At 72.9% G+C, this 12915-nt stretch carries 11 protein-coding genes and 1 pseudogene; 11 read left to right on the top strand and 1 reads right to left on the bottom strand.

What is annotated here, in order from left to right; all coding sequences use genetic code 11:
• Positions 1-1321: 1321 nt before the first annotated feature.
• The 8 genes from ACFWI8_RS25405 to ACFWI8_RS25370 are packed head-to-tail and all read left to right on the top strand — an operon-like array spanning position 1322 to position 8833.
• Positions 1322-1498 (top strand): hypothetical protein, encoded by a 177-nt coding sequence (locus ACFWI8_RS25405; protein ID WP_387095697.1) that lies wholly within the window; start codon positions 1322-1324, stop codon positions 1496-1498.
• Positions 1499-1525: 27 nt separating this feature from the next.
• Positions 1526-1951 (top strand): phage tail protein, encoded by a 426-nt coding sequence (locus ACFWI8_RS25400; protein ID WP_387095694.1) that lies wholly within the window; start codon positions 1526-1528, stop codon positions 1949-1951.
• A gap of 52 nt (positions 1952-2003) precedes the next feature.
• Positions 2004-2726, top strand: coding sequence for a LysM peptidoglycan-binding domain-containing protein (locus tag ACFWI8_RS25395; protein ID WP_311601799.1), 723 nt, complete (start codon positions 2004-2006; stop codon positions 2724-2726).
• The gene (locus ACFWI8_RS25390) at positions 2726-4606 is read left to right on the top strand and encodes a VgrG-related protein (protein WP_387095691.1); all 1881 of its coding nucleotides are present in this window, start codon (positions 2726-2728) and stop codon (positions 4604-4606) included. Before ACFWI8_RS25395 ends, ACFWI8_RS25390 begins: the two co-directional genes overlap by 1 nt.
• A 52-nt stretch (positions 4607-4658) precedes the next feature.
• Positions 4659-5084: a GPW/gp25 family protein gene (locus ACFWI8_RS25385; protein WP_311601801.1), complete on the top strand. Its 426-nt coding sequence runs from the start codon at positions 4659-4661 to the stop codon at positions 5082-5084.
• 16 nt (positions 5085-5100) lie between these two features.
• Entirely contained in the window at positions 5101-7059 is a 1959-nt protein-coding gene (locus ACFWI8_RS25380; RefSeq protein WP_387095689.1) for a putative baseplate assembly protein, read from the top strand.
• A complete protein-coding gene (locus ACFWI8_RS25375) occupies positions 7056-7643 on the top strand; it encodes a phage tail protein (RefSeq protein WP_387095686.1) in 588 nt (195 codons plus the stop codon). Before ACFWI8_RS25380 ends, ACFWI8_RS25375 begins: the two co-directional genes overlap by 4 nt.
• Positions 7640-8833: an NADase-type glycan-binding domain-containing protein gene (locus ACFWI8_RS25370; RefSeq protein ID WP_387095683.1), complete on the top strand. Its 1194-nt coding sequence runs from the start codon at positions 7640-7642 to the stop codon at positions 8831-8833. Before ACFWI8_RS25375 ends, ACFWI8_RS25370 begins: the two co-directional genes overlap by 4 nt.
• A gap of 147 nt (positions 8834-8980) precedes the next feature.
• Here ACFWI8_RS25370 and ACFWI8_RS25365 read toward each other — a convergent pair.
• Positions 8981-9076 (bottom strand): annotated as a pseudogene (locus tag ACFWI8_RS25365) (lytic polysaccharide monooxygenase); the annotation flags it as partial.
• A gap of 501 nt (positions 9077-9577) precedes the next feature.
• Between ACFWI8_RS25365 and ACFWI8_RS25360 the strand changes: the two are divergent.
• From ACFWI8_RS25360 to ACFWI8_RS25350, 3 genes are read left to right on the top strand one after another with little or no spacing between them, the layout of a single operon-like run.
• Positions 9578-10426: a VTC domain-containing protein gene (locus ACFWI8_RS25360; protein ID WP_387095680.1), complete on the top strand. Its 849-nt coding sequence runs from the start codon at positions 9578-9580 to the stop codon at positions 10424-10426.
• Positions 10416-11093, top strand: coding sequence for a DUF4956 domain-containing protein (locus ACFWI8_RS25355; RefSeq protein ID WP_387095677.1), 678 nt, complete (start codon positions 10416-10418; stop codon positions 11091-11093). The genes ACFWI8_RS25360 and ACFWI8_RS25355 overlap by 11 nt, the downstream gene beginning before the upstream one ends.
• Complete coding sequence (locus ACFWI8_RS25350; protein ID WP_387095674.1) at positions 11093-12796, top strand: CotH kinase family protein; 1704 nt, start codon at positions 11093-11095, stop codon at positions 12794-12796. Before ACFWI8_RS25355 ends, ACFWI8_RS25350 begins: the two co-directional genes overlap by 1 nt.
• Positions 12797-12915: the final 119 nt, after the last annotated feature.

Raw genomic sequence — 12915 nt, 5'->3', positions numbered from 1 at the left:
GAGCCGTCCGGCCACGGGCGTGTCTCCGGCCGCGCCGGTGCAGCGGCGCACCGACCGCGCCATCCCGTCCGGTCTCGGGGCTCCCGTCACGACTCGACCCACCGACACCACGCCCCTCACCGTGCCGGCCCCGCGCCCGGCGCCGGTGCGGCGACAGGAGGCCAGGTCTTCCTCGCCGCGCCGGGACCCGGTGGCCACCCCGGCGCCGGATGCGACGCGTTCGGCCCCGGTCACTCCGGTCGCCGTTGACCGCCCGTCAACCAGTGCCGCACCACAGGCACCTGTTCCGACCAGTCCCGCTCGGACCGCTCCTGCCACGAACGAGCCGTCGGAGCCCCGGGCCTCGACACGGCCATCGGCGGGTCGGTCTTCCGGGCCGGTGAGCCGTCCGGCCACGGGCGTGTCTCCGGCCGCGCCGGTGCAGCGGCGCACCGACCGCGCCATCCCGTCCGGTCTCGGGGCTCCCGTCACGACTCGACCCACCGACACCACGCCCCTCACCGTGCCGGCCCCGCGCCCGGCGCCGGTGCGGCGACAGGAGGCCAGGTCTTCCTCGCCGCGCCGGGACCCGGTGGCCACCCCGGCGCCGGATGTGACACGTTCGGCGCCGGTCGTCCCGGCTGCCATTGACGGCCTATCAACCGGTGCCGTACCACAGGCACCTGTTCCGACCAGTCCCGCTCGGACCGCGGCAACACCCGCCACGCCGGGGCCCACGATGTCGGACCCGCCCATCGCGACACCGGCATCGGCGACCACCTCGTCGCCGAGCCCCACGCGGCATAACGCCGCGCCGGTACAGCGGCGCACCGACCGCGCCACCCCGTCCGGTCTCGGGGCTCCCGTCACGACCCCACCCACCACCGCCACGCCGCTCAGCGCACGGCCGGTGACCGGGTGGCGGACGGCCGCCTCCCCCGTCCCGGCGCCGCCCTCCGCACCCGCCGGGGAACGGTTCGGTCGGGCGCCCGTGCTTCCCGTCGTACAGCGTGCCCCGGCACCCCACGCACCGGCGTCCAACGCCGCCCCGGCATCCCACGCCCCGGTGCCGCCCGTGGTCCAGCGGCTGGCGCACGCCCCCGAGCCCGTCGCGCCGCGTGCTCGGGTCGCCGGTCTCTCCCGGACCACCACCCCGGCCCCGGTTCCGATGCCCACCGTCGCCCGCGCCCCCGCGGCACCCGTCGCCGCGAGGCCGGCGATGTCGCCGGCGCCGGCGACATCGCCGGCGGCCCCGGCCGTGCCCGTGGTCCAGCGGCGAACGCCGGTGCAGGCGCCCCCGCCGCCCCCCACCCAGGCCACCCGGACCAGGCACGCCGCCCCGATGCCCGCGGAGCGTGAGGCGCTCCCGCCGGCGGCGGCCTTCGACCCGCGCGCGCTGACCCCCCGCCAGCTCGACGAGCTCACCCACCGGCTCACCAGCCGCATCACGCGCCTCCTGCGGACGGAGCTGCGCCAGGACCGCGAACGGGTCGGAAGGCTCCGCGACAACCGCCACTGACCTCCACGAGAGAAAGGTCCCCCTGCGATGCCCCAGGAACTCGACCCGGGTACCTCGGTCTTCTTCAACCTCAGCATCGACGGCGAGAGCCTGGGCCGCTTCAACGAGTGCGAAGGGCTTTCGGCCCAGGTGGAGATCGAGCAGCGCCAGGAGGGCGGCAACAACGGCTTCGTCTGGCAGCTGCCGACCCGCGTCACGTTCTCCAACATCCGGCTGACCCGCCCGATCACCCCGGAAACCGCCAAGGTCGCCCGGTGGATCTCCTCCGTCCAGACCGGGATCACCCGGCCCACCGCGCTGATCAGGGCCCTCCGCGCGGACAAGTCGGAGGTCGCCCGTTGGGGGCTGATCGACGTCCTGCCGGTCAGCTGGCAGGGCCCCTCCTTCAATCCGGCGTCCCCGGCCGTGGCCACCGAGATCCTGGAGATCACCCACCACGGGTTCACGGACTGACGAGCGGACCCTGCCGCCCCAGACGACCCAGACAGTAAGGACCCCACCAGCCATGGCCACGGGAAGCAGGGGCGCGGGCAACAGTCTCATCCGCGCCACGCTCGCCATCCACGAACCTCCCACCGGATACAGCACCACGCCGGGCGGGCTCATCAAGACCCTCACGCTGGACTTCAACCCGGCGCAGCTGGCCCTCGCCCGCCGCGCCGAGTGGATGGTCACTCCGACCGCCGCCGTGCGTGACGGCTCGCTGCCGGAGTACCTGGGCCCCGAACCCCGCGAGATGAACGTGGAGGTCTTTCTCGACTCCTCGGAACAACCCGACAGCACCTCCGTGATGAAGAAGGTGGAGGCGTTGATGGAGTGCTGCGAGACGACCGCCAAGAGCACCGCGGCCAAGCAGCCGTCGCCGCCGTGGGTCGTCTTCCAGTGGGGCTCGTTCGCCACGGCCCGGTTCACGGCGTACATCAGCTCCGTCGAGGCCACCTACTCCCTCTTCGGCACCACCGGCGTGCCGATCCGCGCCACCTGCCAGGTGCACCTGCACGAGATCCCCAGCCGGACGCGGGGCCAGAACCCCACCTCCGGCGCCCTCACCGCGCGGCGGGTGCACCGGGTCGTGGCGGGCGACTCGCTCCAGTCGATCGCGTGGCGCGAGTACGGCGCTGCCTCCGCGTGGCGGGCGATCGCCGAGGCCAACGACATCGACGACCCCGCCAGACTGCGGATCGGCGGCGAACTGATGCTGCCGGCCGCCGAGGAGGTCACGTACTGATGCCACAGCCGTCGTTCTCCAACATCGTCCACGTCTCCATCGATGGCAGGGTGCTGGCGCGCGAGGAGGCCCAGCACCTTGTCGACGGCTGGGTCGACCAGGGCATGGGCGTGCCCGCCGCGTTCCAGCTCACCTTCCGGGACCCGAAGCGCAAACTGCTCGGCCTGTTGGGGGTGCAGTTCGGCACCCCGGTGCAGATCTTCCCGGTCGCCGCCGGTCGCGGCACCACTGAGCCACTCCTGACCGGCGAGGTCACGGGCCTGGAGGCCGACTTCGACGGCACCGGCTCGTTCGCCGTCATCCGAGGCTACGACAGCGGCTTCCGGCTGATGCGGCAACGCCGGGTGGTGGCGTACCGCAACCAGCGGGCGTCCGACATCGCCCGCAAGCTGGCCGGCCTGGACGGCGTGCCCGTCGGCCGGATCGACGCGACGGAGACGGTGTACGAGTTCATCAGCCAGGGGGGCGTCAGCGACTGGGACTTCCTCGGGCGGCTCGCCGACGAGAACGAGATGGTGATGTCCGTCGACGCGCGTGGCCGGTTCCAGTTCGTCAACCCCAGGCCGGCCTCCGGCGCGCCCTCGCCACAGACGGACAGCCAGACCACCCCCTTCGTGCTCGGCCGGGCCGACATCCTGCGGTTGCGGGCCGCCGTCACCGCCGCCGACCAGGTCAGCGAGGTCGAGTCGCGCGGCTGGGACGTCGTCGGAAAGCGGCGGATCATCGGCACCTCATCGGCCGCCACCGACCCCGGCATCGACATCGGCAGCAGTCCAGGGGCGGCGACCGTGCGATTCAAGCCCGTCACCCTGGTGGAGACCGGAACCCCGTACGACCGGCAGGCCGAGGTCAGGCACGCCGCCGCGGCGCTCGCCGGCGACGTCACGTCCTCCTTCGCCGAAGTGGAGGTCATCGCGCGCGGTACACCGAAGCTCCGGGCGGGCATCCCGGTGGCGCTCGCCGAGGTGGGCAAACCCTTCGAGGGCAAGTACACCGTCACCTCCGTCCGGCACGTCTTCGGCGACGGCGAGCACTACCAGGCGTGGGTGACCGTCAGCGGCCGGCAGTGGCGATCGCTGTACGGGCTCGCCTCGGGCGGGGGCGGCGGCACGCGGGCTGAGGGCCGGCTGCCCAGCGTGGCCAACGCGCTGGTCACCGACGTGCGGGACCCGCTGAAGCAGGGGCGGGTGAAGCTGGAGTTCCCGTGGCTGGACGACCAGTACGTCAGCGACTGGGCCCGGGTGGTGCAGTGGGGCGGCAAGGGCGGCGGTGGGATCTTCCCGCTGGACGTCGGCGACGAGGTGCTGGTGGCGTTCGACCGGGGCGCCCTCGACCACCCCTTCGTCATCGGCGGGCTCTACAACGGTAAGGACACGCCGACCGCCGTACCGGACGTGCCGCTCCACGACGGGCTGCGGCGGCTGGCGGCCCGGCACACCCTCTCCGACCGCACCGGCAACCGCCTCGACCTGCTCAGCCAGCAGACCGGCGCCAGGAAGCGCGGGGTGCGGCTGGCGACCGGCGACGACCGACTGGTCATCAACCTCGACCGGACGAAGACGGAGATCACCGTCGACAGCGAGGGCGCGGTCAGCATCAGCGGCAGCCGGTCGGTGTCGGTGGAGGCGGGCACGGACCTGACGCTCAGCGCGCGGCGCAAGCTGACCCTCAGGAGCGGCGGCATCCTCAGCATCGAGGGCCGTGGCCCCGTCAACGTCAGATCGCTCACGGGTCCGGTCGCGGTGAACGCGGCCGCCGCGGTCAGCGTCAGGGCGATGGCGGCGGTGGATCTGACGGCAGCGGGCGTGATGTCCCTGAAGGCGACCACCATGCCACTCGTCGGCCTCGTGACCATCAACGGGAAGCCGCCACTGCTGTGACCGACACCGTGATCGACATGCCCGGGACGCGGGCGAGGCAGGTAGGAGCCTGATGGCCGAGCAGTTCGTCGGGTCCGGCTGGGCCTTCCCGCTGCGCGTCTCCCCGACCGGCGGCATCGCCCTGGTCAGCGGGGAGCGGGAGATCGAGGAGGCCATGCGCCTGGTGCTGGCCACCGCGCCGGGCGAGCGGCCGATGCGCCCGGAGTTCGGTTGTGCCATCCACGACCTGGTCTTCGCACCGGTCAACGAGCAGACGGCGGGCCGCATCCAACACGAGGTGTACGCCAGCCTGGACCGCTGGGAGCCGCGGATCGAGGTCCACGACGTCGAGGTCACCGCCGGGTCCGACCAGAGCGTGCTGTACATCGACGTCCGCTACGCCATCCGCGGCACCAACAACCCGCGCAGCCTCGTCTTTCCCTTCTACGTCATCCCGTCCCACGACGAGCCGGCCGACTCCGCCGGCCCGGATCTGTGAAAGCGACTCAACCCCGATGGCCCTGCCCTCCCCGAACCTCGACGATCGTCGCTTCCAGCAGTTCGTGGACGACGCCAAGCGCTACATCCAGCAGCGCGCCCCGGAGTGGACCGACCACAACGTCTCCGACCCGGGCGTCACACTGGTCGAGGCCGTCGCCCACATGGCCGACCAGATCGTCTACCGGCTCAACCGCGTGCCGGAGAAGAACCACCTGGCCTTCCTGGACCTCGTCGGCATCGACCTCTTCCCGCCCACCGCGGCCCGCGCCGAGGTCACCTACTGGCTGTCGGCGCCGCAGGAGGAGCCGGTCCTGGTGCCGACCGGCACCGAGCTCGCCACCGCGCGCACCGAGAGCGAGGAGGCGGTCGTCTTCGCCGCCGAGCGGGACCTGGTCGTCGTGCCCTGCGAACTGCGGCACGTGGCGGTGCGCAACAGCGGGGAACAGGTCACCGACCGGACCGCCGACCTCGCCGAGGGCCGGGACGTGCTGTGCTTCGCCGAGGCCCCGGCCGTCGGCGACTGCCTGCTGTTCGGGCTGACGGCGGCGGTGCCGCACTGCGCGGTGGCACTGGAGTTGGACAGCCGCGTCGACGGCGTCGGCGTGGACCCGCGGCAGCCGCCCCTCACGTGGGAGGCGTGGACCGAGAACGGCTGGCAGGAGTGCGAGGTCGGCCGGGACGGCACCGGCGGCCTCAACCGGCCGGGAGCCGTCGTGCTGCACGTGCCCGGCGGGCACGCGCCGTCGCGGGTCGGCGGGCAGCAGGCCGGATGGCTGCGCTGTCGCGTCACCGAACAGCTGCCGGGCCAGCCGTTCTACACCACCTCGCCGACCGTGCGCGCCGCCGAGGCGTTCACGATCGGCGGCACGGCCCCGGTCGTCCACGCCGAGACCGTCCGCGACGAGGCGCTCGGCGAATCCACCGGCCTGCCGGGGCAGCGGCTGCGGCTCGCCCACGCGCCGGTGGTCGGTGACGATCCGCCGCTGCTGCTCCAGACCGCCGAGGACGACGGGTGGGTGGACTGGCAGGTCGTCCCGCACTTCGCGGGGTCCGGGCCGGGCGACCGCCACGTCACGCTGGACGCGACGACCGGCGAGATCGCGTTCGGGCCGGCCGTCCGCGAACCCGACGGCACGCTACGGCAGTACGGGATGGTCGCTCCGAAGGGCGCGGCCGTCCGCGCACGCCGTTACCGCACGGGCGGCGGGCGAGCGGGCAACGTGGCGCGCGGCGCCGTGCGGGTGCTGCGCAGCTCCATCCCCTACGTCTCCGAGGTGGTCAACCGGGAAGCGGCGCGCGGCGGCGTCGACGGCGAGACGGTGGAGGAGGCGAAGACGCGGGCTCCGATCACGCTCCGCGCCCAGGAGCGCGCCGTGACGCTGCGCGACTACGAGGAACTGACCCGGCGCGCCGCGCCCGAGACCGCCCGCATCACCTGCCTGGAGGGGGAGGAGAACGAGTACGGGGCCTACGCCGTACGGGTGCTGGTGGTGCCGCAGGCGGTGCCGGACCCGGACGGGCGGCTGCGTTTCGAGCAACTGGTGCCGGGCGACGCGCTGCTGGACCGCATCACCCGCCACCTGGACGAGCGGCGCCCGATCGGCACGCGGCTGGCGGTGGGGCCGCCGCACTACCAGGGCGTCACGGTGGTCGCGACGGTGCACGCCTTCCGCGGCGTCGACGCCGACCAGGTACGCGAACAGGCCCACGACGCGCTCTACCGGCACCTCGATCCGCTGACCGGCGGGGCCGACGGCACGGGATGGCCGTTCGGACGCCCGGTGCAGGCGGGCGAGATCTTCGCGGTGCTCCAGCGCGTACCGGGGGTGGAGCTGGTGGACGAGGTGGTGCTGCACCCGGCGGACCCGCTGACGGGCAAACGCGGCGACGCGACGGACCGCATCAACCTCGCGCCCTCGTCCCTGGTGTTCTCCTTCGACCACCGGGTGCGGGCCATCGGAGACGCGACATGAGGGGCTCGGTCGACGGCCTGGCGTCGTCCTCGCCGATCGCCCCGACCCTGCCGGCCGTGTTCGCCGACGACGACCTGATGCGGCGTTTCGTGGGCGGCCTCGACGACATCCTGGCCCCGATCCTGAACGTGCTCGACTGCCTGGCCGCGTACTTCGGGCCCGACCTCGCGCCGCTGGACTTCGTGCGGTGGCTCGGCACCTGGGTCGGCGCCGAGACGGACATCGACGAGGGCGGTGGCCGGGAGCGCCACGGCCAGGAGGAAGCGGCCCGGCTGCGCGCGGCCGTCGGGGCCGCCGCGTACCTGCACCGGATACGCGGCACACGGCGCGGCCTGTCGGAGGCGGTGCGGTTGGCGTTCGGCGTGGAGCCGGAGATCAGCGAGAGCGGCGGCGCGGCGTGGAGCGCCGAGCCGTTCGGGCCGATGCCGGGCCAGCCCCGACCGCGGCTCCACGTCCACCTGCGGCTCGTCGATCCCATGCCGACCGACGAGCACCGCCTGGACACCCTCGTGGCGGCCGCCCGCCCCGCCCACATGCCGTACACGGTCCAGGTGACCGCCCTTGAGAGGACCCAGGAGAGATGAGCACCGAGAACTGCGCCGAGTGCGGCGCCCGCGCGGAACCGGGCCAGGCGTTCTGTGACGCGTGCGGGACCGTGCTCGGCTGGACGGACGCGTCGGCGCGGGCCGGGGTCGTGGCATCGAACGCCACGACCGCCCCCGGCGGGGACCGGACTGGCCCGCGCCAGAGCCCGGGCGCCACCCGAACCGTGCCACCCGCCGCGGCCACCCCGCCGGCCGACTCCGCGCCCGAGGCCCCGCGGACGAGCGAGGCGGACACCGCCCCCCCGACACCCGCCGCCACCACGGACGACGAGATGACCGACCGTGCGCGCCGGCTCCTCGTCCCCGTCGCCGACCCGGTGGACGCCGAGGCGCCGACCGCCGTCAGCCCCGTCCTGCCTGGCCGCCCCGATGCCACGCGCCCCCAGGTGCAGCCGGTCACCAAGGAACCCGGCGTGCACGGCGGCCCGCCCTGTCCCTGGTGCGGCACCGCCAACCGCCCCGACCGGCACTACTGCGCGCGCTGTGCCATGCCGATGGCCGGGGACGAGGAGACGCGGGCCGCCCGCCGCCCCTGGTGGCGGCGGATTCTGGACGGCCGTAACCGCGAGGCGCCGTGGGCCGGTGAACGCCCCCGGCTGCGCCGCGCCTTCGAGCACCTCGTCAGGTGGCTGGTCGCGGCGCTCGTCCTGACGCTGCTGATCATCCTCGCCGTCCACCTCCCCGACGGCGTGCGGGCGACCCGCGACCACTTCGCCAGGCGCGGCCCCGTCGAGCCGGAACGCTTCCACGCGCTCCACTCGTACGAGGACCACCCGGCCGAGCTGGCGTTCGACAAGCTCAACGACACCTGGTGGGGCCCGGGGGTCTCGCAGTCCGGCGAGGGCGAGTGGATCGAGGCCGGCTTCGCCGAGCCCACCAGGCTGCTCGACGTGATCATCACGCCCGGCGTCTCCACGCGCGCCGACGAGCTCCGTGAGTCGGCGCGGCCGCACCGCGTCGAGGCACGGATCACGACGGAGGACGGCAGCACCACGACGCGTGAGCTCACCCTCGACCCGGGCCTCGGGCCGCAGCGCCGGCAGTTCCGGGCCGAGGGCGTCACCAGCGTGCGCTTCACCATCCTGTCGTCGTACGGCGCGGCCGCGGACCGGCAGGTGGCCATCGCGGAGATCGAGTTCTTCGGCCCGTCCTCCGGCACCAGGCTGTGACGGGCGCGAGCACGCCGTGGCCCGGCACCGCGAAGCCGCCCCTCCACGAGAGACGGCCGAACACGGGCGGCCCGCCGAAGTGGTCGGCGGGCCGCCCGCGGTCATGGTCCGGGATGGTGGACCGTCAGGCTCCGGGTGCCAGGAGGTGAAGTTGACGTCGGAGCAGATGAAGTAGGTCTGGTCGAGGTGCGAGGCCTGCCAGATCGTGTAGACGACGTGGTGTCCGGAGCGTCCCGGGGCGCTGGCCAGGCCGCCCTCGGCGTCACCTGCTGGTCGCTGACCGCGAGCTCCTCGCTCGCCGCGTACTCGGCGTCGACGAGCGCCACGTCGGTGCCGAGCACCGCGTACTGGTCGATGTCGAACGCGGCGCCGCCGCCCCCGATCTCCGCCCGGTCCTCCCGCGTGGTTGGCGGGTCCTGGCCCGGTTCGCCCTCGACGATCTCGCCCGGGTTGAACGAGCCGCGCACACCCACGCTGCGCAGCGCGAGGCCGCCGACCGCGCCCGAGACGCCGTCGATGTCGGCGATGGTCTCGACGGCCGACTCGTCGAGCGTCTGGAAGCCGTCGACCACCAGCATGTCGCCGCTCTGCTCCTCGCCGTCCCCGGGGGCGGTGAAAGGCCCTGCTCACGGCCGCCGCGCGATCCCACAGCCCATTCTCAGGCCGCTCTCATCCGGTTCTCATCGGGGCCTAGTTGGTTAACGCCCAGCGATCGGAAGGTGAACACCGAACGAGAGGAGGGCCATGACAGCCGACGCACGCCACGAACGAGGCGTGGCCAGCCGACTGCACGCCTTCAACCGGTACGAGATCAAGTACCTGTTGCCCGTCACCGAGGTGGCGCCGCTGCGCGAGGAGTTGGCCCGGCGGATGGACCGGGACGCCCACTGCCCGGTCGGCGGGTACGGGGTGTGGAGCGTGTACTACGACACGCCGGCGCTCCGGTTCTACTGGGAGAAGATCGAGGGGCTGAAGTTCCGCCGCAAGCTGCGGATCAGGCACTACGGGGACGTCTCGACGGTGACGGACGACTCGCCGGTCCACGTGGAGATCAAGCAGCGGGTCAACCGCGTCACGCAGAAGCGGAGGCTGCGGCTGCCGTACCTGGCGGCGCGGGCGCTCTGCGACCGGCGCGTCGAGGTACCGCACGCGGAGCACGAACGGCCGTTCGTGCACGAGGTGTTGGACCTGCTGGTCCGCCTGGACCTGCGGGCCACCGCGATCACCGGGTACCAGCGTGAGGCGCTGGTCGGGCGCGACCAGGACACCGGGCTGCGGGTCACCTTCGACCGCCGGATCCGCGGCCGGGACCGCGACTTCCACTTCGGGACGCCGACGCCGGAGAACCGCTTCATCGTCCCGCCGCGGCTGGCCGTGATGGAGGTCAAGGTCAACGAGCGGGTGCCGTACTGGATCACCGACCTGATGGCCCGCCGGAACCTGACCGTGGTCCGCGTCTCCAAGTACTGCCAGAGCGTGGAGGCGTACGGCCGGGCGCCGCGCTCCGCGTTCCACGTCCCCGACGACGAGCCTTCCCCCCAGCCCATCCCCACCGACCGAGCCCAGGAAGCGGCCCCCGCCCATGTTCGATGATCTCCAGGACCTCAGCGGCACGTTCAGCACCACCGACGTCGTCGTCTGCCTCGCGCTGTCCTTCGTGCTCAGCATGATGACCGGCTTCGTCTACCGGGCCACCCACCGCAACGTCTCCTACAGCCAGTCGTTCGTGCAGACGCTGGTGATCGTCGGCATGATCGTGGCGCTGATCCTGCTGGTGGTCGGCTCCAACCTGGCCCGCGCGTTCTCGCTGGTCGGCGCCTTGTCCGTGGTGCGGTTCAGGAACGCCATCAAGGAGACCAGGGACGTCGGCTTCATCTTCCTGGCGATGGGCCTCGGCATGGCGTGCGGCGCCCGCTTCTACACGCTGGCGGTGCTCGGCGCCATCACCATCTGCGCGGTGATCCTGGTGATGCACCGGTTCAACGTCTTCCACCTCAACGTGCAGCGGCAGGTGGTCAAGGTGCAGGTGCCGGCCGGCGAGGACCACACGCCGGCGATCGAGGACGTGCTGATCGGGCACACCACCGAGTTCGAGCTGGTCAGTACGGAGTCGATACGCGGCGGCGCCCTCAACGAGGTGTTCTACACGGTCCGGATGAAGAAGGGCGTCACGCCGGCGAAGCTGGTCGCCGCCGTCCAGGAACGCACCCACGGCCAACGGGTCTCGGTGCTGACCGGCTACGACCAGACGGACCTCTGATGGGGCGGCGGTTGCGGCATCGGCTGCCGGTGCGACTGCGGCAGCACTGGCGGCCGACGGTGGCGCTGGTCGGCGCCCTGGGGGTGACGCTGGTGTTCTTCGGGGACGCCAGGGTCACGGCCGTCGTCACCAGCGCCTCGGACGGCGAGGGCGACCAGATCACGGACGACATCGCCGGGACCGTCGACCTGTACGACGACTCGGTGGCCCACTCGATCCAACTGGAGTACGACGAGGACGACTTCGCCGAGCTGATGGCCTCCTTCGAGGAGGACGGCGAGAAGGAGTACATCGAGGCGGACCTGACGATCGACGGGACCTTCATCGAGAGCGTGGGCATCCGGCTCAAGGGCAACTCGACGCTGTCCTCGCTGCGGGGCGCCGGCTCCGGCGGGCCGGAGGACGGCGAGGGCGGTGGCGGCCGGCTGGTGATGTGCGGCCCCGGTCCCGGCGCCGAAGGCGCCGACGGCGGCGACCGCGGCGAGTTGCCGGAGGGCCTCGTCGAGGGCGGTGCGGGTCCCGGTGGCGCCGGGATGACGACGCTGTCGGCGGACCGGCCGGAGGAACTGCCGTGGCTGATCAAGATCGACGAGTATGTCGAGGGCCGCGCCTACCAGGGTCACCAGGAGATCTCGGTGCGGCCCGGCAGCGACGCCGAGGTGCCGCTCAACGAGGCGCTCTCGCTCTCGCTGATGGCCGCCACCGACCAGGCGGCCGAGCGGTTCACGTTCTCCTCCTTCACGGTCAACAACCGGCCCACCACCACCCGGCTGCTGGTCGAGAACCCCAGCGCCGGCTACGCGGCCACGCTCGGCGACGACGGCGTGCTCTACAAGGCCAGGGCCGGCAGCGAGTTCAGCTACCGGGGGGACGACCCGACCGAGTACCAGGACGACTTCAAGCAGCTGAACATGGAGGGCAGCCAGGACCTCCAGCCGGTGATCGACCTCATCAGGTGGGTGGAGGAGGCGTCCGACGAGGAGTTCGCGGCGGAGCTCGACGAGCACGTGGACGTCGAGTCGTTCGCCCGCTACGTCGCCACCCAGGACCTGCTGGGCAACTTCGACGACATGTCGGGCCCGGGCAACAACTACCTGCTGCGGTACGACCTGGAGAGCCGGACGTTCGAGGTGCTCGGCTGGGACTTCAACCTGACGTTCAGCGGCATGGGCATGGCCGGCCCCGGCGACGAGCTCGGCAGGGCCGGACAGTCACCGGAGGGCGGCGCGCCGCCCGAGGGCGCGCAACAACCGTCAGACGGTGGTGGCGGCGAGGCGCCGGAGGATGGCGGGCCGGCCGTCGGCCAGGCACCTGGCGACGAGCTGCCCGACGGGATGGAGCTGCCGGAGGGAATGGAACTGCCCGAGGGCGCCGAAGAATGCACCGTCGAGGGCGGTGGCCAACTGCCCGGCGGTGCAGGCGGCGACCAGCCGCCCGGCGGCCAGCCGTCCGGCGGCCAGCCGTTCGCTGGGAACGCCCTCAAGGAGCGGTTCCTGGAGTCCGACGCCTTCGCCGAGGTCTACGCGGCGGCCCACCAGGAGCTGTACGAGGCGTTCTACGGCTCCGGCACGGCCCTCGATCTGCTCGACGAACTCACGGCGCAGGCGGAGGCCGCCGGCGCCGACGGCGGTGAGCTGACCACCGCCGCCGACACCCTGCGGGAGTCCGTGACCCGCCAGGCCGAGTCGGCGGTCAGCGACTGATCAGCAGCAGCGCCAGCGGCGCCGCCAGGGCGATCAGCCAGCCGGCGCGGCGCAGCATGGCCCGGGCGGCGGCGAACTACCCGTCGCCGCCCCCCCGCGGGTGGTGCAGATCCGACCCC

It is taken from the genome of Streptomyces sp. NPDC127098 (assembly GCF_042722465.1).
In the GTDB taxonomy this organism is placed as follows: domain Bacteria; phylum Actinomycetota; class Actinomycetes; order Streptomycetales; family Streptomycetaceae; genus Streptomyces; species Streptomyces millisiae.
This window is presented reverse-complemented; position numbering and strand designations above follow the sequence as displayed.